Source organism: Sphingobacterium sp. (genome assembly GCF_032065005.1).
GTDB lineage: Bacteria > Bacteroidota > Bacteroidia > Sphingobacteriales > Sphingobacteriaceae > Sphingobacterium.
The window spans coordinates 80,750-107,242 of record NZ_DAMBMM010000002.1 but is presented as its reverse complement, the minus strand read 5'-3'; the positions used below and the strand labels follow the sequence as shown (position 1 = coordinate 107,242).

16 protein-coding genes are annotated in these 26,493 nt (G+C 40.7%); 10 read left to right on the top strand and 6 right to left on the bottom strand.

The annotated features are described in order from the left end of the window. Nucleotides 1–13: 13 nt before the first annotated feature. The gene (locus tag RT138_RS03195; RefSeq protein WP_313189496.1) at nt 14–295 is read left to right on the top strand and encodes an acylphosphatase; all 282 of its coding nucleotides are present in this window, start codon (nt 14–16) and stop codon (nt 293–295) included. A 2-nt stretch (nt 296–297) separates the two neighbouring features. Further along, the gene (locus RT138_RS03190; RefSeq protein ID WP_313189495.1) at nt 298–1,785 is read left to right on the top strand and encodes a lipopolysaccharide biosynthesis protein; all 1,488 of its coding nucleotides are present in this window, start codon (nt 298–300) and stop codon (nt 1,783–1,785) included. A gap of 33 nt (nt 1,786–1,818) precedes the next feature. Here the strand turns inward: RT138_RS03190 and dusB are convergent, their stop codons facing one another. The 5 genes from dusB to trmD all read right to left on the bottom strand — a co-directional run bounded on the left by dusB (nt 1,819) and on the right by trmD (nt 6,634). Beyond that, nucleotides 1,819–2,814, bottom strand: coding sequence for a tRNA dihydrouridine synthase DusB (gene dusB, locus RT138_RS03185; protein WP_185213916.1), 996 nt, complete (start codon nt 2,812–2,814; stop codon nt 1,819–1,821). A 113-nt stretch (nt 2,815–2,927) separates the two neighbouring features. Next, nucleotides 2,928–3,710: an indole-3-glycerol phosphate synthase TrpC gene (trpC, locus tag RT138_RS03180; RefSeq protein WP_313189494.1), complete on the bottom strand. Its 783-nt coding sequence runs from the start codon at nt 3,708–3,710 to the stop codon at nt 2,928–2,930. A 21-nt stretch (nt 3,711–3,731) separates the two neighbouring features. Next, a complete protein-coding gene (locus tag RT138_RS03175; RefSeq protein ID WP_313189493.1) occupies nt 3,732–4,310 on the bottom strand; it encodes an aminodeoxychorismate/anthranilate synthase component II in 579 nt (192 codons plus the stop codon). 1 nt (nt 4,311) lies between these two features. Further along, complete coding sequence (locus RT138_RS03170; RefSeq protein WP_313189492.1) at nt 4,312–5,715, bottom strand: anthranilate synthase component I family protein; 1,404 nt, start codon at nt 5,713–5,715, stop codon at nt 4,312–4,314. 241 nt (nt 5,716–5,956) lie between these two features. Beyond that, entirely contained in the window at nt 5,957–6,634 is a 678-nt protein-coding gene (gene trmD / locus RT138_RS03165; protein WP_185213920.1) for a tRNA (guanosine(37)-N1)-methyltransferase TrmD, read from the bottom strand. A 401-nt stretch (nt 6,635–7,035) separates the two neighbouring features. Between trmD and RT138_RS03160 the strand changes: the two genes are divergently transcribed. From RT138_RS03160 to RT138_RS03130, 7 genes are all read left to right on the top strand, one after another. Then, complete coding sequence (locus RT138_RS03160; RefSeq protein WP_313189491.1) at nt 7,036–10,206, top strand: SusC/RagA family TonB-linked outer membrane protein; 3,171 nt, start codon at nt 7,036–7,038, stop codon at nt 10,204–10,206. A 13-nt stretch (nt 10,207–10,219) separates the two neighbouring features. Further along, nucleotides 10,220–11,668, top strand: coding sequence for a SusD/RagB family nutrient-binding outer membrane lipoprotein (locus RT138_RS03155; RefSeq protein WP_313189490.1), 1,449 nt, complete (start codon nt 10,220–10,222; stop codon nt 11,666–11,668). Between the two features lie 1,004 nt (nt 11,669–12,672). After that, the gene (locus tag RT138_RS03150; protein WP_313189489.1) at nt 12,673–15,834 is read left to right on the top strand and encodes a SusC/RagA family TonB-linked outer membrane protein; all 3,162 of its coding nucleotides are present in this window, start codon (nt 12,673–12,675) and stop codon (nt 15,832–15,834) included. A gap of 14 nt (nt 15,835–15,848) precedes the next feature. Beyond that, nucleotides 15,849–17,360: a RagB/SusD family nutrient uptake outer membrane protein gene (locus RT138_RS03145; protein WP_313189488.1), complete on the top strand. Its 1,512-nt coding sequence runs from the start codon at nt 15,849–15,851 to the stop codon at nt 17,358–17,360. 650 nt (nt 17,361–18,010) lie between these two features. Further along, complete coding sequence (locus RT138_RS03140) at nt 18,011–21,157, top strand: SusC/RagA family TonB-linked outer membrane protein (protein WP_313189487.1); 3,147 nt, start codon at nt 18,011–18,013, stop codon at nt 21,155–21,157. Between the two features lie 10 nt (nt 21,158–21,167). Further along, nucleotides 21,168–22,643: a SusD/RagB family nutrient-binding outer membrane lipoprotein gene (locus RT138_RS03135; RefSeq protein ID WP_313189486.1), complete on the top strand. Its 1,476-nt coding sequence runs from the start codon at nt 21,168–21,170 to the stop codon at nt 22,641–22,643. Between the two features lie 10 nt (nt 22,644–22,653). Further along, complete coding sequence (locus RT138_RS03130; protein ID WP_313189485.1) at nt 22,654–23,160, top strand: hypothetical protein; 507 nt, start codon at nt 22,654–22,656, stop codon at nt 23,158–23,160. A 78-nt stretch (nt 23,161–23,238) separates the two neighbouring features. Here the strand turns inward: RT138_RS03130 and RT138_RS03125 are convergent, their stop codons facing one another. Further along, a complete protein-coding gene (locus RT138_RS03125) occupies nt 23,239–24,300 on the bottom strand; it encodes an Mrp/NBP35 family ATP-binding protein (RefSeq protein WP_313189484.1) in 1,062 nt (353 codons plus the stop codon). Between the two features lie 113 nt (nt 24,301–24,413). Between RT138_RS03125 and RT138_RS03120 the strand changes: the two genes are divergently transcribed. Next, entirely contained in the window at nt 24,414–26,492 is a 2,079-nt protein-coding gene (locus tag RT138_RS03120) for a transglycosylase domain-containing protein (protein ID WP_313189483.1), read from the top strand. The last annotated feature ends 1 nt before the right edge of the window (nt 26,493 follow it).

Below are 26,493 nucleotides of genomic sequence, written 5' to 3'. Positions count from 1 at the left end.
TACCTTTGTATTCATGAAACATTGGAATATTAAGGTTCAAGGTAAAGTTCAAGGAGTCTTTTTCAGGGCTTCGACAAAAGCTGTTGCTGATCAATTGAAGGTAAAAGGTTTTGTGATGAACGAACCTGATGGATCTGTTTATATAGAAGCTGAGGGCGATGTTTTCGCCCTAGAGTCTTTAATAGACTTTTGTCAGGAGGGGCCTGAACATGCTGAAGTAGCCCATGTGGGATATGAAGAGTCCGATGAAATCAAGGGATTCCGCAATTTCGAAGTCATTAAGAAAATCAAATAAGCGTGTCGGTAGTTAAGAAATTTGTCAGCGATACGATGATCTATGGTCTTTCGACCATCTTATCCCGAATGCTTGGGTTCTTGATGACCCCTTTCTTTACAGGGAAGTTTCGCACCTCCGTATACGGAGTTTTCACCAATCTTTTTTCTTATGCTTCCCTGCTGAATGCTGTTATAGCATTTGGAATGGAAACGACTTTTTTCCGTTATCTGCAAAAGGAAGACACTGACAAAGATCGCGTATTCGACAATAGTTTCTTGATTACCCTATTTACCACAGCAATATTTCTGTTGTCTGTGTTCACTTTTACAGAGCCCATTGCCCATTTTTTAAGTGAGGGGGTAAATGTACCTGATTATATTCTATACGTCAAGTTCTTTGCGCTGATCATTGCTGCCGATGCAATCGCTGTAGTGCCTTTTGCCAAATTGAGAGCAGGAGGGAGGCCAATCCGATATGGTTTGGTGAAACTGATCAACATCTTGGTCTTCATTACCGTCAATTTTGTCTTGTTGGCATGGTTGCCAGAATGGAACAAGAACTCGGAATTCTTCAGGGAATTCAGTGCAGGTTGGTTTCGTGAAGGCTGGTTAGGTAATGTTTTTATTGCCAATTTAATGGCCAGTCTGGTCACTTTACTATTATTGATACCGCAGATTGCTGGATTTAGATTCCGACTGGACAATAAGCTGATCAAGAGTATGCTGAACTATTCTTTCCCGATTTTGATTGCCAATATCTCTTTTATTATCAACGAAAACCTGGATAAGATCATGTTCCCACGGTTGGTGCCAGGAGAGCAAGGGGAAATGGACCTTGGTGTTTATGGGGCAGTAGCAAAAATTGCCGTTTTCTTAAACCTTTTTGTCACTGCATTTAGATTGGGTGCTGAACCATTCTTCTTCTCATATGCTAAGAACGAGAATGCAAGGAAGACCTATGCCGTGATTATGGAATATTTCGTCATTGCTATGGTTATCGTGATGATTGGTCTATGTGCAAACCTTGATTGGTTAAAAGGCTTTATCCGAGGGTCTAAATTAGAGCCTGAAGCCTATTGGTCAGGACTGTTTATCGTTCCGATCTTACTCTTCAATTATGTGCTCTTGGGCGTGTATATGAACCTGTCCATCTGGTACAAACTATCCGATCAGACTCGATATGGCCTATATATATCTGGAGTAGGGGCCATTATTACCATCATTTTGAACCTCCTTCTGATCCCTCGCTATTCCTACGTTGGAGCCGCATTGTCTACCACGAGTGCCTATGTGGTGATGGTTGGACTTTCCTATTTCTGGGGGCAGCAGAACTATAGCATTCCCTATAACAGCAAGAAGATCCTGGCATACCTATTCATGGGACTGATCGTCTCTTGGTTTGCTTATTTTGGACATTTCTGGATTGGAAATCTATTATTTATCCTGTTTTTGGGGGCTGTATTCTACTTTGAAAAAAACACCTTGTTCAAGGTACTGAAAAGGCGATAATCAAAATATAGAGTCAAAAAAAGTCGCTTATTCCTAAGCGACTTCTTCTGCAAAATTAAATCTTATTTCTTCCAGTACTTCCAGGATTTCATTGACATCCTGTAAGCTGACCAGTTTCATTCTATAATCCTTGAAATTAGGTATCCCTTTGAAATAATTGGCATAATGCCTTCTCATTTCAAATATTCCTGTTTTCTCACCCTTCCATTCAATGGACTTGGTCAGGTGGGTATGGCAGATATCGACACGTTCTGATACCGTCGGGCCGTCTAGGCGCTCCCCGGTATTGAAAAAGTGCTTGATTTCCCTAAAGATCCAAGGGTAACCGATGGATGCTCTGCCGATCATAATGCCGTCAACTTCAAATTCCTGTCTCCAGGCAGCAGCTTTCTCCACAGAGTCCACATCTCCGTTTCCAAAAATTGGGATTTGAATCCTAGGGTTCCTTTTCACGTCCTTGATCATCGACCAGTCTGCCTGTCCTTTATACATCTGCGCCCTGGTGCGACCATGGATGGCCAATGCCTTGATACCGATGTCCTGAAGACGTTCAGCAACCTCATACACGTTTTTAGTGTTGTCATCCCAACCCAATCTGGTCTTGACGGTAACAGGAAGGTGGGTAGCATCCACAACAGCCTTGGTCATCGCAACCATTTTGTCGATGTCCTGCAATAGGCTCGCACCAGCGCCACGACAAGCTACATTCTTAACCGGACAACCATAGTTGATATCAATTAAATTTGGATTAGCTGCCGTGCAGATTTCAGCCGATTGACGCATGTGTTCAATATCTGAACCGAAGATCTGTATGCCTATAGGTCTTTCATATTCAAAGATGTCCAGTTTCTGGCGAGACTTAGCGGCATCACGTATCAGGCCCTCGGATGAGATAAACTCAGTATACATCATGTCCACACCGTTCTGTTTACACACGTAACGGAATGGAGGATCACTGACATCTTCCATAGGAGCCAACAACAATGGAAACTCACCTAAATCAATATGTTCGCCTATCTTTACCGACATTATTTGTTGAAATTTTTACAAAGGTAAACAAAAATAGACAATAGATAAGAGGCACAAGATTTTAGACATTCTAATGACCTCCCTTCTTTTGTATAATAATAGAGGCTCTATACCTAGATTTTGTTTACAAATTCCACTATGGCCTCCATTGGATCCTTTGTTTTCATGAAGTTCTCACCGATTAAGAAGGCATTGAATCCAGCCTTTTTAAGGGCCTTGATGGTCTCAGGGTCTGAAATCCCACTTTCGGACACTTTGATAAATTGATCCGGGATTTTATTGACCAAATCATAGGAGTGCTCCAACGAAACACTGAAATCCTTCAGGTTTCTATTGTTTACCCCAATGGCATCAATGCTGTCAAAAATGCTCCTTTGGAGCTCCTCCTCATTGTGCACTTCCAGCAATACATTTAACCCCAAAGATTTGGCGTATTCCGACAGGGTTTTGATTTCCTGCCTATCCAAGCATGCCGCAATCAGCAAGATAATGTCTGCTCCGTATGCCTTCGCTTCTGCGATTTGGTATTCATCCACGATAAATTCCTTGCGCAATAACGGAATTTCTAACACCTCGCGTGCTGCGGTCAGGTCTTCCAATGAACCTTGGAAGAAATCCTTGTCCGTCAGGACAGAGATGGCCGAAGCTCCTGCTTTTTGATAGCCAGATACCACCTCCCGTACCGTGGAGGTACCATTGATCAGGCCTTTTGAAGGCGATGCCCTTTTGTATTCAGCAATGATCCCCGTTTTGGTTGGGTCCAAGATGCTTTCCTTCAGGTTATGGCATTCCCGAGAAAATAGAGGCATGGCCTGCAAATCTGAAATGCTCAGCAATGCTTTGGCAGCTGCTACTTCCTCTTTCTTTCTGGCTACTATTTTATCTAATATGGTCATGTTAATCTTCTTTTATGGGAATTAATTCTTGCCCTTGATCCAGTTGGCGATCAATGTTTTTCCATTATCAGTCAAGATGGATTCTGGGTGGAACTGCATGCCTTTCACATCATATTTCGTATGGCTCAGAGCCATAATTACACCGTTCGGGTCCACAGCAGTAACCTTTAAGTTCTCGTTTAAACTGTCAGGATCCACTGCCCAAGAATGGTAACGGCCGATTTTTGAATCTTCCGGGAAATTCTCGAAAAGAGGCTCAGAAGGGTCCGTCACTTGGATGCTTGTAGCCACCCCGTGCAAAGGTTTGGGCATATTGTAGAGCTTGCCGCCAAATACCTCCGCAATAGCCTGTTGTCCAAGGCATATCCCAAGGATACTTTTGGTTGGCGCATATTTACGGATGACATCCAATAACAGGCCGGCTTCCTCAGGAATGCCTGGTCCTGGTGATAACAAGATCTTGTCGTATTTCTCGATGTCTTCGAGGTCAAACTTGTCATTTCTAACGACTTCATAGCGCTCGTTCAATTCTTGAAGGAGGTGTACCAGGTTGTAGGTGAAGGAGTCGTAGTTGTCGATTACTAATATTGGCTTGCTCATTTTATAAGGTTTCCGCTAATTCTAAAGCCCTGCGAAGAGCTGATATCTTATTATTTACTTCTTGTAATTCTTTTTCAGGATCTGAATCCAATACAATTCCTGCTCCAGCTTGATAATGCAATACATTCTGCTTGCTCAGGAAGGAGCGGATCATGATGGCATGGTTAAAATCCCCATTAAAGCCCATAAAACCGATAGCACCTGAATAAAATGACCTTTGAAGGCCTTCATAACGGTCGATCAGGGTAATGGCCATATGTTTAGGGGCGCCCGATAGGGTTCCTGCCGGAAAGGTATCACCAACCACATCAAAAGGATTGGTGTTCGGGTTCAACGTTCCGCTGACCTTGGACACCAAATGGATAACATGTGAATAGTATTGCGCTTCCTTGTAGGATTTAACCTGAACATGATGGCAGTGTCTGCTTAAGTCGTTTCTGGCCAGGTCAACCAGCATGACGTGCTCAGCACTTTCTTTCGGATCATTTTTCAATTCTTCAGCTATCTTTTCATCCAAGTCCATATTACCAGTCCGCTTGAAGGTCCCGGCAATAGGATAGATGGTTGCCTGATCATTCTTAATCGTTAGCTGGGCCTCTGGAGAAGAACCGAAGAGCTTAAAATCACCATAGTCAAAATAGAATAGGTATGGCGATGGATTGATGGAACGTAATGCTCTATAGACATTGAACTCATCCCCAGAAAAAGGAGTTTCAAATGCCCTTGAAGGAACGATCTGAAAAACGTCACCTCTCTGTATATGCTCCTTCATTTTATTGACCAAGGCCTTGAAGTCTTCGTCCTTCATGTTTGAAGACTCTTCACCCTTTACCTGGAAGGTATATTCTGGGAAGTTCTTGTTCTGGATCAGGAATTGAAGCCTGTCCAAGTCCGAAGGTTCGTTATCCAATAGGTTTTCAAATACATGCAATTGGTTCCTGAAATGGTCAATTGCGATAACATATTTGTAGATATGGTATTGCAGGGTCGGGATTTTCCGTCTTTGGTTTTCTTTGGCCGTTAGTTCAATGTCCTCATAGAATTCCACGGCCTCAAAGCTGAAATATCCGAAAAGGCCATTGGAAATCACGTTTACATCAGGAACGAGATCGGCTTCAAAAGATTTCCTGAAATTTGAAACCTCTTCTCTCAGGTTAAGTTCCTTCGCGTTCTTGACGGTTTTCTTCTGGTTCGGTAGGCTGATGCTCAGTTCGTCGTTTTCCAAGATGATGCTGGCGATCGGTTGGCAACAGATATAGCTGATGTTGTTGTCCCGGCTATGGTACTCCGAACTTTCCAAGAGCAGGCTGTTGGGGAAAGTATCGCGCAGTCTAAGGTAGATGCTTACCGGTGTAGTCGTGTCCGCTAAGATCTTCTTATGGTTAGTTTTGAATTTAAAGTTCATATAAGTGTTTAATAGTTTTCAAAAATAAAAAAAGCCCGACGAAATACGTCGGGCTACCATTCAGTGGTTTTGGTTGATTATGAAAAATTTTATCTAAAATATACCACCTTCCCGACTTATATAGTCAGAAGCCACCAACGGTTAGTATATTGAATTACAGTCATCATTGCATCACAAAATTAATAGAAAAATTGAATATTCAAACTTTATTTGTGAAAAAAGCAAAGATTAGGCAGGATTTTTAGTCATTTAGCAAATCCGGTCTTCTTTGTTTCGTTCGTATAAGTTGTTGCTCATGACGCCATTCTGTGATTTTGGCTTCATGTCCACTCAATAGGATATCAGGTACTTTATGGCCATTCCAGTCTACCGGTCGGGTATAGATTGGCGCATCCAACAGGCCATCTTGGAAGGAGTCGGAAAGGGCAGAGGTTTCATCGGAAAGCACCCCTGGTATGATCCTGACGATAGAATCCACCAATATGGCTGCCGGTAATTCTCCCCCCGACAGAACATAATCACCGATGGATATTTCGCGGGTCACGTAAATGTCCCTGATCCGTTGGTCAATCCCTTTATAGTGCCCACATAATATCATGATGTTCTTGGCCGAGCTTAGCCCATTGGCGATCCCTTGGTTTAAGGTCTCCCCGTCTGGAGTCATATAGATGATCTCGTCATATTCGCGCTCAGATTTTAGTTTCTCTATACAAGCTGCAAAAGGCGCAATTTGCATGACCATGCCTGATCCACCACCATAAGGATAATCGTCTACAGATTTTTGCTTGTTTACGGAATAATCTCTCAAATTATGAACATGGATGGAGCATAACCCTTTTTTTTGCGCACGCTGAAGGATAGAGTGGGCAAAAGGGCTGTCCAATAATTGTGGTAATACGGTAATGATGTCAAAACGCATACGCAAATGTACGTGATTATTGGATAAAACGGGTTTAAAAATGCATTTAGGAAAAACGAATAAGTTATGGTTAACAATTTCTTATTGTAAAATTAATTTAACCTCATTTATTATATGAAATTAATTTTTATTACACAGATATATTTTATTTAATGATTAATAGTGAAATATTTTTCAATTATCATAAAAAACACCTAAAATCACTCCTTTTCAATTAACCAAAAGCTGTATAAAATATAATTTTAATAGTGTTTTAAGTTTAATTTCGAAAATTTCAAAAAATAAATGCCCTTTTTTTGCATCCCCAATAGCATATAAATAGATTTGGCGCTAGTTTAACAATACTAACTTTTTGCCAAGAAAAATTAGAACCCAATTTTTATTAACTAAAAACAAGAAACATGAAACAAAGATTACTCAGTGTTCTGTTGCTGTGTACTATGCTAATTGGCGTCGTACATGCACAAGATCGGCAAGTGAGTGGTAAAGTGACAGCGGCATCTGACGGCAGCCCTATTGCAGGCGCTACAGTTAGGGTTGTGGATCTTAATTCCGCTACACAAACTGATGAATTTGGAAATTATTCAATTTCCGTACCAGCGAATGGTAAACTTTCATTTACCTATATCGGTTATGAAACCCAAACCATTACCGTTGGCTCCCAAACAACTATTAATGTGCGATTGGTTGGCGGAGATAATGACCTGGAAGAAGTCGTAGTAACTGCTCTAGGTATTGAAAGGACCAGAAAATCAATCGGTTATTCGGTTCAACAAGTAAAAGGAGAGGACCTTACACAAGCTAGACAAGCAGATTTAAACACAGCTTTAGCGGGTAAAGTTTCCGGTATCCAAATCAGAACGGGTTCTGGTGCTAAATTCGGTACTGCAGCTATCCGTATCCGTGGTATTAACAACTTGACAGGTGGTAACCCAATCTACGTTGTGGATGGTGTGATCACGGGTCCTGAATATGTTAACAACGACGATATCGAAAGCCTATCCGTTTTGAAAGGCCCTGCAGCAACTGCATTGTACGGTCAACGTGGTGCAGAAGGTGCAGTCGTGATCAAAACCAAATCGGGTAAAGCAACACCTGGAATCGGTATCGAAGTAAACCAAGCCACTTCATTTGAAAATGTTTATGGCTTACCAGCATACCAAAACGAATATGGTGGTGGTTACAACCAAGAGTTCTCTACATTTAAGTACAATCCTGCTATTCATGCCGATTATTTGAAAGCCTTAGATGGTGCTCAATATTACAACTTCTCAGCAGATGAAAGCTGGGGTCACAAGTTGGACGGATCAATGATCGCGCCTTGGTACGCTTGGGATCCAACCCACCCTAAATTCGGTCAATTGGCTGCTTTCTCTCCTCAACCAGACAACGTAAAGAGCTTCTTTGAAACTGGTGTTACGGCGAGTACTAACGTTGCGGTTTCAAAAAGAACGGATGATCTAAATTCAAGACTTTCCTATACCAATTTGAGCAGAACTGGGGTTATGCCTAATTCTAAACAAGGTAAACACTGGTTAGGTGCTAATGCAGCGTTGAATTTAAGTGATAAATTAACCGTTAGCACGAACCTCAACTTTATCTTTGAAAACCGTTTCAATACTCCTATCGATGGTTATAGTTCAGGTCCGCAAAGTTCATTCAACCAATGGTTTGCAAGAAACTTGAACATGGATGATCTTAAAGATTACCAAAGACCTGATGGTACGTACAGAAGTTGGAACATGATTTCTCCAACCAATACAAACCCTAAGTACTGGGACAACCCATATACACATGTGTACAAAAACATTTCGAATGATATCAGAAAAAGATTGTACGGAAACGTAAGTGCAGTGTATAAATTCAATGAAAACTGGAAAGCTTCTGCAATCGCTCGTGGTAACTTCTTTAACGGTGAGCAAAACTCTAGAATCGCTTCCAACACACTTAGCCAAGACGAGTACTACCAATACTTGAACAATCAACAAGAATTGAACTTCGTAGGTAGTATTGATTATACGACTAAGGTTCAGGATTTTGATATTGCAGCAGCTGTTTTCGTAGAAAACAGAAGAAACAAACGTACATATACTGATGCACGTACTGCAGGTGGTCTAGCTGTTCCTGATTTGTATACCCTATCAGCGTCCAAGAACAGACCTACCCTTAACTCTTTCTTAAGCGATTATAAAGTAAACTCCCTATACGGATACATTACTTTAGGTTTCAGAGACTTCTTGTTCTTAGAAGCTAATGCTAGAAATGACTGGTCTTCAAGTTTACCTAAGAAAAATAACTCCTATTTATACGGAGGTGTTTCGGGATCATTCTTGTTCTCTGAATTTATTGAGTCCGATTGGTTCAGCTATGGTAAATTAAGAGCTTCCATCGCTCGTGTTGGTACGGATACTGATCCATTCAGGGTTGCACAAACTTATTCGATCGGAAACCCTTATGGCTCTAATCCATTATTGACTGTTCCTAACCAATTGGTGAATACAGAACTTAAACCTACGCTATCTTCATCTATTGAAGTAGGTACGGAATTAAGATTCTTCCGTGATCGTTTGACTTTTGATTACAACTACTACACACGTTCATCGAAAGATCAAATTATTCCTTTGACGGTAACTTCAGCATCAGGATATGCGACTACAGCGATCAACGCTGGTCAAATTGACAACTGGGGGCATGAGTTCTCATTAGGTGGTACACCAATCAGAAATGATAACTTCTCCTGGAACTTGAATGCAAACATTGGTATCAACAAAAACAAAGTTGTTGAACTATACGAAGATCCAGTAAATAATATCGTTGTAAACAACCTAAGGGTTACAGTGGATGGTACCAGAAACTCATTTGGTTTCGTTGGTGCTCCGGTTATTGCTGTTAATGCCCGTAAAGGTGATGCATTCGGTATGTTGACTGGTTCAGGTTTCAAAAGAAATGAAAAAGGCGAAAAAATCGTTGGAGCTGACGGATTTTATGTCCCTACTTCAGGCGACGTCGATCTAGGCTCTATCCTTCCTGATTTCACAGGTGGTTTAACTTCACAGTTCAACTACAAAGGCATTACGGCTGGTTTCTCTCTAGACTTTCAAAAAGGTGGTAAATACATGTCTATTTCTTCCATGTTCGGTAATGGTTCTGGATTGTACGAAGAAACAGCAGGTGTGAACGATAAAGGAAACCCTAAACGTGATCCAGTTGATCAAGGTGGTGGTGTTCTCCTTGATGGTGTGAAAGAAGATGGAACTCCTAATGATGTGTATGTGGATGTTCAACAATTATATCAAGACAAATTGAACTCAGGTAACATTTGGGAAAACTGGGTATATGATGCATCATATATCAAAATGCGTGAAATCAACATCGGTTATACTTTCCCTGACAGAATGTTTGGTAAAACTCCATTCAAGAAAGTTTCATTAACCCTGATTGCACAAAATCCATTCTTGATTTATGCTAAAAACAGAAACTTTGACCCTTCCATCTTAGAAGGCTCATGGTTTGAAGGTGGTCAGTTGCCTAACACAAGGACATTTGGTTTTAATCTAAGGTTTAGCCTGTAAATCTATTAAGTTTATGAAAAAGAAATTTTTAAATACAATACTTGGATTTGTTTTGATTGGTCTTTCAGTTTCTTGTACCAAAGATTTTGAAGAGATTAACAAAGATCCAAATAATCCAGCCGATCCAAATACCGAGCTGTTGATAAGTAATGTGATCCGTCAAATTGGTAACCAAGGAAACGGTATCGCTGGTTGGGCAAAGGATATATATCCCCAGTATATGGCCGAGATTCAATATACCAATGAGTCTAGGTTCCAAAATAAGTTCTATGATTTTTCAGCTTATTACAATGGGCCATTATTGGATGCGCAAACCATCCTTAATTTAAACTCTGATCCAGCAACTGCAAACTTACCTTATGTTCAAAAAGGTGGTAGCACGGATAACCAAATTGGGGTATCTCGAATTTTGAAAGCTTTCTTTTATCTGCACATGACAGACAGATGGGGAATGTTGCCGTACTCAGAAGCCTTAAAAGGTAAAGAAGTATTGACACCTAAATACGATACACAAAAGGATATCTACACTTCTTTGTTGAAAGAATTGAAAGAAGCTGCTGCGCAATTAAAGACTGGTGAAGCATTAAATGGTGATATCCTTTTCCAAGGGAATGTTTCTAAATGGGTAAAATGGGCCAACTCTTTACGTATGGTTGCTGCTATTCACTTAGCAGATGTTGATCCAAATTTAGCTAAAGCGGAGTTTGCTAGTGCTTATGCTGCAGGAGCAATCGCTAGTAATGCTGACAACGCTGTTTTTGCTTACCTGAATGATGCCAATAACCAAAACCCGCTTTATAACAACTACTTTGTTGGTAAAAGAACGGATTATGCGGTAAGTGAAAAAATGATCGAAACGTTGGAAGACTTAGCTGATCCTCGCCTGCCAGTTTATGCAGAAAAAGTGGTTCAAGGGGGTGGTTATAAAGGTATGCCTTATGGTTTGGCCAATGCGGATGATGATTTGAACCAAGAAACTGTTTCGTTGATCGGTAAAAAATTCACTGCTCAAAACTATGGTTTGCCAATCACAACTTATGCACAAATTCAGTTTATGTTAGCTGAGGCTGCTTATCGCGGTTGGGGAACTGGAGACGCTGCTACTTTTTACAAAAAAGGTATCGATGCATCCATGCAACAACAAGGGGTAACTGCGCCTGCATCCTACTTTACGCAAAGTGGCGTTGCTTACAATGCAGCAAATGGCTTGAAATTGATCATTACCCAAAAATGGTTGGCTAATTACCAAGCAAATGGTTATGAAAGCTGGGTGGACTGGAGAAGAACTGGATTCCCAGAGTTACATCCTGGTCCGGCTCCTTTGTCAATCGACAAAAAGATCCCTGTTCGTCAGGCATATCCGAATACGGAATCGGGCTTGAATGGTAAAAACTATGAAGCAGCTGTTGCCGCTCAAGGTCCAGATGAATTGAACACCAGACTTTGGTGGGATACTAAATAATAATATTACCTATGAAGGGGCCGTCCAAAATTTTGGCGGTTCCTTTATTTACAAGTTCTTAAGATAAATCGAGTAGATGTCTATGATGTTCCGATCGAAATTGAATAAGTAACTAAATAATATTGTGTTTGTAATAGGCGGTTAATGCTTAGCCCTAAGATAGACTGCCTTTATATTAATCGGGGTTGAACAGTGTTCAATCCCGTTTTTTTTTCTCTGCCATACTCCCTAAAAGCTGTTTTTCAAGGTCTTGTGAAATGAATTATACTTTTGTTCTTTAATCGTGTGCAATATTTCGCCTAAAGAAATATTGTGGATTTTAAGGCTTTAAACTCATTTTTGTGTTCAAACATCCATTTTAACCGAGAAATTCAAGAGATAATATTAAAGTAACATGCATTTTACAATTTTTATGTAATAAATATTTTTGAATGAATTATTGTGTTTCAATAAAGATTGTCATAAGAGTGGTGTTTGTTGGATAAATCAAAATTATATTCTGATTAATAAACATGTTGATGACTGATGTTTTGAATTATTGTTCAGCCACTGATGAATGTTTCGTTTTTGATCTCTAGATATTTCGATGTCGTAACGTGTATATAATTTTACTTCCCCTAAAAGCTTGTTCAAACATCTAAATGAGTCAATATTTTACCAAATTTTCAATCTTGATTTCTAAATAACAGTAATTCAGTAGGATAGGGGAATAATAATCTCGTTAATATTAAAAAAGTTTTATTCATTTCAGTCAAATAACTATTAAATGGATGCTAATTATTATAAAATTTAACGTAGAAACTTATAATAGTTAACATTTCAACTTTTCTGTTACCTATTTGATAAAAATAATAGGTTACAGGAATTTATTTGTGAAATATTTAAGGTAAGTCTATATTTGTCGACTGTTTAACAAATTTTAACAGACTCTGTTTTAAAACTTTTAATTAATAGCAAAATTTATGAAACACAAATTACTCAGCTTAATTTTTGTGTTAACCTGCATGTTTAGTGTAGCGTTCGCACAAGATCGTCAAGTGAGTGGTAAGGTAACTTCGGTTACTGACGGAGCACCCTTAAGTGGTGTATCAGTAGCGCTAGTGGGAACTAGTATTGCTACTCAGACAGACGCAGATGGAGGTTTCACGATTACTGTAGCGGACGGTAAGACGGTATTGAACTTCTCATTTGTTGGATATACTTCCAAAAGAGTTGATGTTGCTAACCAAACAACAGCCAATGTACAATTAGTAGAAGATGAAATGTCTTTAGATGAAGTTGTCGTTGTGGGTTACGGTAGTACAACCAAAGAAGCTTTTACAGGTTCTGCAAAAAAGGTTGATGGTACGAAATTGCAACAAAAAAACACTTCAAACGTATCGCAGGCAATCGCTGGTGAGGTCGCTGGTCTTCAAGTAACCAATACTACAGGTCAGCCAGGTACTGCTTCAACAGTACGTATCCGTGGTTTTGGTTCGGTTAACGGTAACCGTGACCCATTGTACGTGGTTGACGGTGTGCCTTTCTCAGGTAACATTACTTCAATCAATAATGCAGATATCGATAATGTAACGGTATTGAAAGATGCTGCTGCAACTGCTATCTATGGTTCTAGAGGTGCTAACGGGGTAATCGTAATCACTACTAAAACTGGTAGAGGACAGAGCTCATTTATTGAAGCTGATGTTAACTTCGGTACAAACATGTCTTTATTGCCTCGTTATGATGTGATCAAATCCCCTGAAGAATATATCGGCTTAAGCTGGGAAGCTATGTACAACGAAGGTGTATTGGCTGGTGAAGACGGTGCTGCTTATGCTAACGAGTACTTATTCTCAGAAAGAGGTATCAATCCATTGAACAACCTTTGGAACGTAAGTTCAGTGTCTGATCTAATCGATCCTGTAACTAGAAAGGTTAAAAACAATGTAACTAGAAAGTTTGATCCTGAAAACTGGGAAGATCATGCTTTCCAAAACGCTGCTAGAACTGACATTAACGTTAGATTCGGTGGTGCATCAGATAAAACAAACTACTTTACCTCTTTCGGTTACTTAGGCGATAAAGGTTATTCAATCAACTCTGATTTCGAAAGATTTACAGGTCGTTTGAGCTTAGACCATAAAGTGACCGACTGGTTGACAGTGGGTATGAACACCAACTACTCGAAAGTAGAAAGAAATACAGGTGGTCAATCGGAAGATTCAGGAAGTATTTTCTGGTTCGTAGATAACATTCCTTCTATCTATCCTTTGTTTGAGCGTGATGAAAACGGAAACAAAATCGATGATAATATCTTCGGTGGTTATGTATACGATTATGGAACGAACTCAGGCCGTAAATTTGGTTCATTAACCAATGCGATCGCTGATGCAACTTATGACATCAAACGTCACAAACGTAATGAATTGAACGGTAGAGCCTATGTTAACTTCAATATCATTGATGGTTTGACATTTGAAAACTCCTTAGGTATCCAATACTATAACAACATCTACAATGACCGTGCAAACAAATTCTACGGAAGTTCTGCATCTCAAAACGGTTCATTGTACCAAAGTCGTACAGAGCTTAACTACTTCAACTTATTGAACTTATTGCGCTATAGAAAAGATTTCGGTGATCACTCATTGGAAGCATTGGTAGCACATGAGGCTGTTAAGTGGGAAAGCAATATCTTGAATGCTTCTGGTTACAACTTAGTGGACAACAACATCCTTGATTTCAATAACGTAATTGTTTCTAACCCAGTTAAATCGTACACTGAAGCTTATGCTTTGGAAAGTTACTTCGGACAGGTTAATTACGATTACAAAAATAAATACTACTTATCCGGAACAGTAAGAAGAGATGGTTCTTCTAGGTTCAAGAAAGATAAATGGGGAACTTTTGGTTCAGTAGGTGCTGGTTGGATTGTATCTAACGAAGACTTCATGCAAGACCAAGATATTTTCAATTTCTTGAAATATAAAGTTTCCTACGGTGTCCTTGGTGAGCAAGCTGGTGTTGGTTACTACCCAGGTTACGACTTGTACAGTGTAGATAACTTGAACAACAACCCTGCATTCTCATTCGTAACTAAAGGTAATGAGGACTTGACTTGGGAAACTTCCAAAATGTTCCAAACAGGTATCGAGTTCGAATTAGGTAACTATATCTCTGGTACAATTGAGTATTATGTGAAAAATACCGACAACTTAATCTTCGATAGAGGTGTTGGTCCATCAATCGGTTACCCTACAATCAAGGTAAACGACGGCCAGTTAAGAAACCAAGGTATCGAATTTGATTTAGTAGGTCACATCCTTAAAGGTCAAGATTACTATTTAGATCTAGGTATCAACGGTGAGAGTTTCAAAAACAAAATCACTAAAATGCCGATCGAACCTTCCACAAACTTACCTAAGGAAATTGATATCCAAGGGGTTTATGGATGGTCTAAAGATCACTCTCTTTACGATTTCTACATGAGAGATTTCGTAGGTGTGGATGCTGAAACTGGTGAGAGCCAATTCAAGGTATTCTATACGGACAACAATGCAAACGGTCAGTTTGACACTGGTGAGCAGATCACTTCATTGGCTTTGTTCGACAACCCAGAAAATAAAGAGATCAAAGAAGGAACTACAACAGTTTACTCTGAAGCAACTCAACATTATGTTGGTAAATCTGCTATCCCTAAATTAAGAGGTGCAGTGAACTTGAGAGCAGGTTACAAAGGTTTCGATTTAAGCGTACAGATGTTGTATAGCTTAGGTGGATATGCATATGACGGTGCTTACGCAATCTTGATGAACAATGATGTGATCGGTGGTAACAACTGGCACACGGATATGTTCAACAGATGGCAACAGCCTGGTGATATCACCAATGTTCCAAGATTGAATAATGACAATGATGTTGGTGTAAACTCTTCATCAACTAGATTCTTGACATCTGCAAATTACTTGATGTTGAACAACGTAAGATTAGGTTACAACTTCAAAACTAATGTGTTAGATGCTATCGGTGCAAAAGCATTAGGAATCTGGGTTTCTGCAGATAACTTGGCTATCGCTTCAGCGAGAAAAGGATTCAATCCTTCAACTCACCAAGCTGGTTCATCAAGTATGTACAGATACTCTCCTTTATCAACTGTAAGTGCAGGTTTAAGAGTTAAATTTTAATAGTTAGATAAACAATGAAAAAGTCATTAAATATAGTGTTGATTTCATCCCTGTTGTTTACTGCTTCTTGTAGTAAAGACTTCTTGGATGAAAAACCAACAGAAGAACTTTCAACCGAACAGTTGGAAGAAGCTGCAAAACAAGACCCTGCTTTGTTAAAAGGTAATATTGCAGGTCTTTATTCAACCATGTACAATTTATTCTCTGCGCAAGGTGCCGCTGAAGAAAGTCATGACGACTTTGGTCAAAAAGGTTATGACATCTATACAGACATGTTGTGTTCTGATATGGTATTGGCTGGAAGAAACTATGGTTGGTATGATCAAATCGCGCGTTACATCACGACAACTGATTATACTAAATTAGAAGCTAGCCATGCTTGGAAATATTACTACAAGATCATTTTCGCTGCTAATACGGTAATTGATGCTTTGGGTGGTACAGATGTGGAAATTCCTGCTGAAGATATCGAACAGAGACATATTATGGGTCAGGCTAAGGCCATGAGAGCTTATTCGTATTTCTATCTAGCAAACTTATATGCTAAAGAATATGGTACTGGTTCTGAAATGATCTTGCCGATCTATACTTCTACTGATCAGCCTAACCAACCTTTGTCAAGTACCAAGGATGTATATGACCTGATTGTTTCTGACTTGAATACATCTATTGCTTACTTAGATAACTTCAACAGAACAAGTAAAGATCAGATCAACAAATACGTAGCAAAAGGTTTGTTAGCTTATGCATTAGGTGCTAGAGGTACACAAGCTGATTGGCAACAAGTAGTTACCTTGACCAATGATATTTTGACCAATGGAGGATTCCCTTTAACTACAAAACGTGAATCTGCTGCTATTCTAAATGAAAATGGTATTGTAACAAACCCTGAGTCAGGTTTCAACAACGTAAATACACCAAGTTGGATGTGGGGTGTTGACTTGACCTTAGCGAGTAACCTTGACTTGGTTTCTTGGTGGGGACAGGTAGATTACTTTACCTATAGCTATGCTGCTGCAGGTGACCCTAAAACTATCGACAAAGGTCTTTACGATAAAATTCCTGCTGATGACGTGAGAAAATCTCAATTCAACGCTAAAAACTTAATGCCACTCAACAAATTCTTCGCACCAGAGCGTAAAGCAATGGGTCAAAGAAATGTGGTTACGGATTATATCTATATGCGTGTGGATGAGATGCAGATCTTGAACGCTGAAGCTTATGCTAACTTGAACAATGCCGCTTCTGCTGCTGAGTCTTTGAAAAAAGTAGTGAGCCTAAGAAAAGCAGATGTAAACTATATTTCTAACCTTTCTGGCCAAGCTTTGAAGGATGAAATCTATTTACAGACTCGTATCGAGTTCTGGGGTGAAGGAAAAAGTTACCTAGCGATGAAACGTAATAAAGCGACCATCACTAGAGGTTCAAACCACCTTTCTTTCCCTGGTCAATCTTATAGATACAATGATGAGAAATTGACTTTCCCAATCCCTCAAGTGGAAATTCAAAATAACCCTCAAATTTAATAGACTAATTTTTGATTGCTATATAAGCCTTCAGGATTTCCTGAAGGCTTTTTTTATTTCCGAAAATTCTATCCCCCAGACAGCACTTTTCCCTCTTCGATGATCTTAAGGATATGGGGCAATTCCGCCCTGATTTTCATCTCCTCCTGATCGGGTTTTATTCGAGACATATTCGAGACATATTCGAGACATATTCGGGAATCATTCGGAAATCTCCACGGTATTTTCCGAAGATTTTCTGAAAAGGAACTGTGTAAGGATTGAGGCATGTAGCCAAAGTTCCGAATGTGTCTCGAATAAGAGTGGGTTGAATTTGGCAGTTCTTGAAATTAATAGATACAAAACTTGTTTTTCACCCTAGCTGTTTTTCATTATTCCCATTTCTGCTCAATAACTATCGGAATTTATACTAGAGCGCAATAAGCGAAGGTTAAAATTAATCTAAACAATAGATATTGTTTATGATTTCAGGTTTATTTTATTGATAATTTCCCTAAAATTAATAATTCCTACCTAATTATCTTGATTATGTTAAAAATATTAACGAAATTTAGAATATATAGTTAATAAAGTTATTTAGAGCCAATTTCAAGTTAATATTTAAACAAATATTAAGTATATATAAACTTTTATTACTAAACAATTAATTTATGAAACAAAGACTACTCAAATTTATTTTTGTGTTCATATGCCTGTGCGGTACAGCGTATGCACAAGAACGAGAGGTTACTGGGAGGGTAACTTCAGCGAGTGATGGAACGCCATTGGCAGGAGTGTCGGTGAGTGTGGTTGGTACTTCTGTAGCAACGCAGACTTCAAGTGACGGTACCTACCATATTTCAGCCAATGCAGATGCATCATTGCGGTTTTCTTATGTAGGATACCAGAGCCATACGGTGAAGGTTGCTGGCCGAAGCAGTATAAACATTGTGCTGAAAGGGGGCGATGAAGCCATTGAAGAAGTATTGGTAACTGCACAAGGTATTGAGCGAACAGCCAAATCCATTGGTTATGCAACCCAGAAGGTCGGTGGGGAAGACCTAGTTCAGCGATCGGAAACCAATGTCTTGAATTCATTGCAAGGAAAGGTTGCAGGGGTGACGATCGGAAGTGCTTCTGGTCAGCCAGGTTCTTCGACCAATATAAATATCCGTGGTATTACTTCCTTTGGTGGTAATAACCAACCTTTGATTGTTGTCGATGGGATTATTTTCAGTAATGATACCGATAACAGCCAGAATACCTTGTTTGGTTCTCAACCATCCAATCGTTTGAATGATATTCCGCCGGACAATATCGAGTCGATCAATATCCTGAAAGGGCCTGCGGCATCTGCACTATATGGTTCAAGAGCGTCGGCTGGGGTCTTGATGATCACGACCAAATCGGGTAAAGGCTTAGGCGGTAAGACCGAGGTAACCTTAAACTCTTCGATGAACTTCCAAAATGTAGGGTATCTCCCGAAATTTCAGGACATGTATGGACAGGGTTCACAGAACATCTATAATAATCAATCTACCCTTTCATGGGGACCAAGATTTGGAACCGTGGATGAAGTGATCCAAGGGGGTACAGGATTAACAGTTCCCTATAGAGCGTATCCAAACAATATTAAAGATTTTTATAAAACAGGATCTTTTTATCAAAATTCATTGAACCTTGCTGGGGGCGATGAGAAGTCCAATTTTGTTGCGGGTGTATCAAGTACCATTCAGAAAGGTATTGTTCCAGAAAGTAAGTACAACAGGCATACGGCAAATATTGGTGGAAACAGGAACTTGGAAAATGGAATTAAGATCAGTGGTACCATCAATTATGCGAAAACTAGCCAGCGCGGAGCAACCATGGGGAATGGTGGTAGTGCTTTTGGACAGATTACCCGTATCCCGGTTTCCTATGACTTACACGGGACTCCCATTTTAAGCCCTGCGGGACAGAGGCAGTATTTCTTGCCAACGCAAAACAGTCCATTATGGAGTATTCAGAATGAGTTTTTTCAATCCGAAGTAGACCGTGCTTATGGTAACTTGGTTGTGGGCTATGATTTCACGGATTGGTTGAGTGCATCCTATAGGGTGACTGCGGATACCTATTTTGACCAGAGGTCGCAGATCCAAAGGCCAGGTGCTGCCCGTGCACCGTTGGGTACCATCGATGAAGATACGAGGTTCAGAAGTGAACTAAATGGAGATTTGATGATCACGGCCAAGAAAGATGATATTTTTATGGAAGGCCTGGATGCAAACCTGCTTTTAGGTCAAAACATCAATAGTCGTTCTTATCGCTATTCAGGGGTTATTGGTAGTTCATTGGCTATTCCCATGTTTGACAATGTGAGCAATGCCTCTGTGTTTACCTCGTCTTATGCAGGAAAAACCTTGCGCAGATTGATCGGTTATTATGGTCAGTTGAGCTTAGGGTATAATGATTACCTATTCTTGGAATTGACCGGAAGGGCGGATCAATCTTCGACGCTTCCTGAAAAGAACAACACCTATTTCTACCCATCTGCCTCTTTAAGCTTTGTCCCTACAACCGCCTTTGAAAATTTACGAGGAGAAATCTTATCCTATTGGAAAATCAGGGGTAATGTGGCAAGAGTAGGCCGTGATGCCGATCCTTATCTGTTGAGTTCCGTTTATGGTCCAGCAGGATATGGTAACAATACGGCCAATATCACTTTCCCATTATCTGTTGGGGGTAGCAGTATTACAGGGTTTCAGATTGGAAGTACAATAGGGAACCCTGAATTAAAGCCTGAATTTGTGACATCCTATGAAGTGGGAACTCAATTGGGCTTGTTCAATAATAGAATAGACTTGGATTTTACCTATTTCAGTACCAGAAGTGCGAGCCAGATTTTTGATGTAGCGGTGTCAAATTCATCGGGATACAATTCCTTTACCTCGAATATCGGTGAAATGACAAACAGAGGTATTGAGGTTTTGCTAGGGGGATACCCAGTTCGAAAAGACAATTTTAGCTGGCATATCAACTTCAATTTTACCAAGATCAGAAATAATGTCGTTGCCATTTTTGGCAAGGACCCAGTCGGCGGTGATGAAGTGACCAGTACGGTAATTCCGGGTATCAATAGTTTTATCGGTATTGCACCGTCCATTGCTGAAGGGTATCCTTATGGTGTCATCGTTGGTGCGCAGCATGCCCGTAACGATGCGGGTCAGTTCCTGATCAATCCTGTAACCGGTGGATTTGCTCCTGCAATAGGAAATAGAGTAATCGCCAGTCCGCAAAAAGATTACACCTTAGGATTTACCAACACCATCAATTATAAAGGCTTAAGCTTAATGGCCTTATTTGATATCCAAAAAGGTGGTCAGATTTTCTCTTTCTCCCAAGTGGATATGCGCAGCGGAGGGATGGTAGATATCACAGCTGTAGACCGGGATAAGCCAAGGATCCTTCCGGGCGTTATCGAAATCAAGGATGCAGATGGAAACGTGACGGGATATAGACCAAATGATATACAGATCTCTTCACAAGCCTATTGGCAAGGCCTAGGCGGTATTGGTTCAGAGGCTGCGGTGTTTGATGCCACCTCTTACCGTTTGCGCGAGGTTTCCTTGAATTATACCTTACCAAACTCCTTATTGCAGAAAACTCCATTTGGACAGATATCCGTAGGGGTAAGCGGTAGAAATCTTTGGATGTTTGCACCGGGTTTCCCAGGTGATCCTGAGATGAATACACAAGGTGCCGGTAATGTTCAAGGTATGGACCTGAACGGTGCGCCCACCGCTAGAAATTATGGATTTAATCTAAGAGTTACCTTCTAAAAATTGAACAATGAAAATCATAAAAAATAATATACGGAAAATATCGGTTTTTGTTCTGTCGCTTTCCCTAGTCGGCTGTAGCAATTTCCTTGACGTCAATGATACACCAAATAACCCATTGAAAGTGCCTGCAGCGACTTTGCTGCCGACGGCGCTTGCAGGTACTGCATTTGCCAATTCCAATGAATTGAACAGGTTTGCCTCTACGATCATGAGTGTTACCGCTGGAGCTTCTGGAAGCCCTGCGGGTTGGGATCGCTATATTACGAGCGGTGATGATTTTGGTAACCAATGGTCCTATGAACTGTATGGTGGCGCCATGGTCAACTATCGTAAACTGATCGATGTGGCTAACCAAGATAATGGACCTGCCTATTCAGGTGTTGCCAAGATCATGTTGGCCCTAACTTTTGCTATGACCACCGATGTCTGGGGCGATGTGCCCTATTATGAGGCCTTGATAGGTGATCAGGGTAAAACCACACCGGTGTTAACCCCACAAAAGGATATCTATTTGGGCAATGTTGAAGGCTCCTTAGGAAACCTATTTGACTTGGTTCGCTCCGGTCTTGCAGACCTAGAAAAGGAGAGCCCATTAAGTCCTCGAGTGGATGATATCGTGTATGGCGGAAATATGGAAAGTTGGAAGCGTGCAGGAAATTCCCTGTTGTTGAAATTAGCCATGCAGATCAGCGCAGTAGAGCCGGCACAATCTAAGGCAATCCTACAGGAGATCATCAGCAAGAATTACTATATCAACAGCAATTCGGCAAACCTAGCGGTAAACTTTGGTGGACAGGTTGGAAGTCAGGCGCCCATCTGGACGTTGACACATAATTCCCTTTTCCAAAATGACCTGTTGATCAGTACCCGTTTCGTGACCCTATTGAACGATAAGAAGGACCCACGTCTTGAAAAGTTTGTGACAAAACCAACCGGTGAATATGTGACCTTAGACAATGGTTTTGCAGGTACGGCACCTCCATTTAATGACAGGTCTAAATATAATGTCTATGTAACTGGACAAAGTGGCGAGGGTCCGACACGTTTGATTACTTATGCGCAGACTTCTTTTATCATTGCTGAGGCCATCGTGCGTCATGGAATTGCTGGGGATGCTCAAGCTATGTATCAACAGGGGATTCGTGCTTCGATGTCGGATGCAGGGGTAACAGCCGCAGTAATTGATAAGTATTTTGTTGATAATCCTGCAGAAGTGACCTTGACAGGAACCGCTGCCCAAAGGATTGAGAAAATCATTACCCAAAAGTATATTTCCCTTTTCTCGAATGGTTTGGAACAATGGAACGATTGGAGACGGACCGGGTACCCTGTTTTGGCAGACCATCAAAATGCCGCTGGTATTGATGGAACCAGACCGGTGCGCGCAGTATATATATTTGCAGAACAGCAACGTAATCCAAATTTTCCACAGGGAAGTAATGTGCCAAATTCGAATGTAAAAGTATGGTGGGACGCTAATTAAACTTTAATCGATGAAAAATATAATCAATACAATCATAATAGCTCTTTTTGTCACGCTGTTTTCAGCTTGTAAAAAAGAGTATACAGAGCTATATAAGGATAATAGACCTGATATTCCGGTTACCTATGAAGGTGCCACAACGTATGGGTTTAACCCTTACATCACACAGCCGCTGAGTAAGAATGAGATCAGTTTTACGTTGACCATTCCATCAGGTTCTGGCAGGACGATTAAGGAAATTTCTAAGGTGTTGGCTGGAACGACAGCGGTTAATGCCGGTGGGGTGAGAGCGGGAACTTATATTGCTGCTCCCATTCCTGGAAATGGAAATAGGGCGGTCTTTAATACAACCATTGCTGCTTTTAAGGCCAGTAGTCCTGCTAATAGTGCTTTAGTTGAAAGGTTTGAAGCGAATGCTACGGCTTCTCAATTGCAGATTGCTTTTATGTTCCTGTTGAAACTGGACAATGACCAGGAAATTATACCTGTTCAAGCACAGGTTTGGTTGACTAAATAATGAATTCTTTACCAAACATAGATTAAAAAGAGAAAGGGGCAACAGATGTTGTCCCTTTCAAATTTCTATAGGATACCCTTATGCTTTGGCAGCTAGGATACTTAGTTCCTGTGCAACACGTCCTGCAATGTCTGCAAAAGCCTTTGCTACAGGTTCATCCTGATCTAAGGCAATTGGGAAGCCATTATCGCCAGCATCGGCCACAGATTTAACCAATGGAATCTCGCCTAAAAACGGTACTTGGTTGTCTGCTGCAAGTCGCTTGCCACCATCTTTTCCAAAAATATAATATTTGTTGTCCGGAAGTTCCGCAGGTGTAAAGTAGGACATGTTTTCAATAACCCCAATGATAGGCACTTTTACGCCTTCCATCTGGTACATGGCCATCCCCTTGATCGCATCGGCCAACGCAACTTGTTGAGGTGTTGTTACAATCACCGCTCCTGCAATAGGATAACTTTGAGCGGTAGTGATATGGATGTCTCCAGTGCCTGGAGGCATGTCCACGATCAGGTAATCCAGTTCTCCCCAATCCGTGTCGCCAAACAATTGTTTGATTGCCGAAGTTGCCATCGGACCTCTCCATGGGATAGGTTGGTTCGGGTCGGTAAAGAATCCAATGGACAATAGCTTTAATCCATACCTTTCGACAGGAACAATTCTGTTTTTACCGTCTGGACCTTGTGATGACTGTGGTTTTGCACCTTCCACACCAAACATCAATGGAACCGAAGGTCCATAGATATCAGCATCCAATAATCCGGTTTTTGCACCGGTATTTGCTAGGGCCAATGCCAAGTTTGCTGCAACGGTGGATTTTCCTACGCCACCTTTTCCAGAGGAAACCAAGATGATGTTCTTGATGTTTTTCAATTGGGCGGTATCAACAGCGCGAACCCTCGCCGTCATGTTGATTTCAACTTCTACTTCCTTGGAAACAAATAAGGCAATGGCGTTTCGGCAGGCATGTTCAATATGTCCCTTTAGCGGACAGGCAGGTGTGGTGAGTACCACATCAAATTTTATTTTATTCGGTAATATTTCAATGTTTTCGATCATGTTGAGGGTTACCAAGTCCTTTTTTAGATCTGGTTCTTCCACATGACCTAAAGCATGTAAAATCTGTTCTTTAGTAATCATGGATTTAAATTAATTTAACAAAATTAAAGAAAGAAGCTCAATATCTTGTCATAATGATGTTTTTAATGATTTTTGCATATTTTTACCATAATCTTCGGTTTTCACATTAATATATGTTAGACGTAAAAAATATCAAGATTCCCGATTTCAGTTTCGTTAAGAAGAGATGGTTCATTATAACTGCAGCGAGCATCCTAGCGGTGTTGTCAATAGGTTTTATATGGGCGATGTCTGTGCGTGGGGATATGCTGAACAAGGCTGTTGCTAAGGTGCAGAAGAAATTGAAGGATGATTATGCTTTGAATTTTGAAGTCCAAAAGTATGAATTTGCAGGTTTGACCACCGTAGATTTTCAACGGGTAAAGCTGATTCCCGATAGTGCAGAACAACTGGCCTCTATCGATGAGTTCAAGGTGTCTGTTAAATTATTCCCCCTACTTTCAGGAACGGTACAGCTGGATGAATTAGACCTTAAAAACGCGGATATCACCTTGGTCAAGCATGATAGTACCGCCAATTATGATTTCCTGTTCCGCAAGAAGTCTGAAGTAGACAGTACCAAAGAAGTGACCGAAACCAAGACCTTGGCCGAAACCATTGATAACCTTTTGAAGAGAGCTTTTCAGGCCGTTCCGAATAATTTAAATTTAGAAAATGTTAGCCTATCCTTTCAAGATTCTTCTTCTACCCAAGTGGTAAAGATTCCTGAAGGGAAGATCGATGATGGCGACTATGATATCGATGTGTTCCTCAATGAACAGGAAGCAAAATGGAATTTTAAAGGGAACATCAATTCAAGCCGTCAGACGGCCAATGTAACCATATCATCGGATAATAAGGATGCGCAGATACCCTTTATTGGGAGGCGTTTTGGCTTGAATGTGAGTTTTGATGAATTGAGTTTCCATCTGGATAATGTGGCTCGGAAGGGCAAGGAAAGTTTGGAGATGCTAGGTGGGGTCAGTGCCAAGAATTTAAGGGTGAACCACCATCGACTTTCCGAAGAAACCAATGTTTTGCCGGGTGGCTCGGCAGATGGGGGATTCCTGGTTTCTGAAAATACGATCGAATTGGTGCAAGGTACCAAAGTGGAGGTAAAGGATTTTTCCTTTCAGCCAAAACTGAAGTTTACCCGTAAACCGAAGAAGATATTGGAGATGGCCGTGCATACTGGTATGTTCAAGGCCCAAAATTTCTTTGATGCCCTTCCAGCGGGATTGTTTGAGAACCTGGATGGTATCCAAGTGGAAGGTGACATACAATATGACATGGATTTCAATGTGGACCTGGATGATCCGGATGATCTGAAGTTTGCCTCCAAGATCGATGATAAAAACCTAAAGGTCAAGAAATGGGGAAAAGCCGATATTGCAGCCCTAAATGGTCCATTTGTTTATGAGGCCTATGAGGATACCCTTAAGATGAGGGATATAAAATTGGATGTTTCCAATCCTAATTTTACGCCTTTGGATCAGATTGCTCCGATCTTGAAGAAAACGGTGTTGAATACGGAGGATCCGTTTTTCTATAAACATAATGGTTTTGAACTGGAGGCTTTCCAGCTTTCCATCGTGACCAACATCAAGGAGAGAAAATTTAAACGTGGAGCCAGTACAATCTCCATGCAGCTGATCAAGAACCTGTACTTGAACCGGAACAAGACCATGATGCGGAAGTTTGAGGAGATCCTGCTGGTATGGCTCATGGAGCAGTCCAAGCAGGTCAGCAAGGACCGCCTGTTGGAAGTATACCTGAATATCATCGAATGGGGTAAAAATGTATATGGCATAGCAGAAGCTTCAAAATATTATTTTGGCAAGAAGCCTTCAGAACTGACCATCGGCGAGAGCTTGTACCTGTCTAGCATTATTCCTAGACCGAAAACCGGCCTTTCATCCTTTGATTATACCGGCCACCTGAAACCTTGGGTAATGAAGCATTTCAATACCTATGGCTATATCATGAATAAAATGAACCAGCTGGAAGGGGAGAACGTTCCTGGAAATTATGGATTCTATCAAGTGGAACTTCAGCCTAACCTACGTCCGCCAAGACCTAAGGGTGTGCCTGATTCCATGATGAACCATGATGATATCAAGGATATGGTGGATGAAATCGATAGGGAAGAGCAAATCCGCAAATCCTTATTGGAGAAACTTTTTGGCAAGGGCAGTTCAGAACAAAACGATTAAT

Coding starts and splice junctions, on each gene's coding strand:
- RT138_RS03135 (WP_313189486.1), top strand. CDS start 21,168: ATGAAAATCATAAAAAATAATATACGGAAAATATCGGTTTTTGTTCTG.
- trpC (WP_313189494.1), bottom strand. CDS start 3,710: ATGACCATATTAGATAAAATAGTAGCCAGAAAGAAAGAGGAAGTAGCA.
- RT138_RS03175 (WP_313189493.1), bottom strand. CDS start 4,310: ATGAGCAAGCCAATATTAGTAATCGACAACTACGACTCCTTCACCTAC.
- RT138_RS03160 (WP_313189491.1), top strand. CDS start 7,036: ATGAAACAAAGATTACTCAGTGTTCTGTTGCTGTGTACTATGCTAATT.
- RT138_RS03125 (WP_313189484.1), bottom strand. CDS start 24,300: ATGATTACTAAAGAACAGATTTTACATGCTTTAGGTCATGTGGAAGAA.
- RT138_RS03140 (WP_313189487.1), top strand. CDS start 18,011: ATGAAACAAAGACTACTCAAATTTATTTTTGTGTTCATATGCCTGTGC.
- trmD (WP_185213920.1), bottom strand. CDS start 6,634: ATGCGTTTTGACATCATTACCGTATTACCACAATTATTGGACAGCCCT.
- RT138_RS03170 (WP_313189492.1), bottom strand. CDS start 5,715: ATGAACTTTAAATTCAAAACTAACCATAAGAAGATCTTAGCGGACACG.
- RT138_RS03195 (WP_313189496.1), top strand. CDS start 14: ATGAAACATTGGAATATTAAGGTTCAAGGTAAAGTTCAAGGAGTCTTT.
- RT138_RS03130 (WP_313189485.1), top strand. CDS start 22,654: ATGAAAAATATAATCAATACAATCATAATAGCTCTTTTTGTCACGCTG.
- RT138_RS03145 (WP_313189488.1), top strand. CDS start 15,849: ATGAAAAAGTCATTAAATATAGTGTTGATTTCATCCCTGTTGTTTACT.
- RT138_RS03120 (WP_313189483.1), top strand. CDS start 24,414: ATGTTAGACGTAAAAAATATCAAGATTCCCGATTTCAGTTTCGTTAAG.
- RT138_RS03155 (WP_313189490.1), top strand. CDS start 10,220: ATGAAAAAGAAATTTTTAAATACAATACTTGGATTTGTTTTGATTGGT.
- dusB (WP_185213916.1), bottom strand. CDS start 2,814: ATGTCGGTAAAGATAGGCGAACATATTGATTTAGGTGAGTTTCCATTG.
- RT138_RS03150 (WP_313189489.1), top strand. CDS start 12,673: ATGTTTAGTGTAGCGTTCGCACAAGATCGTCAAGTGAGTGGTAAGGTA.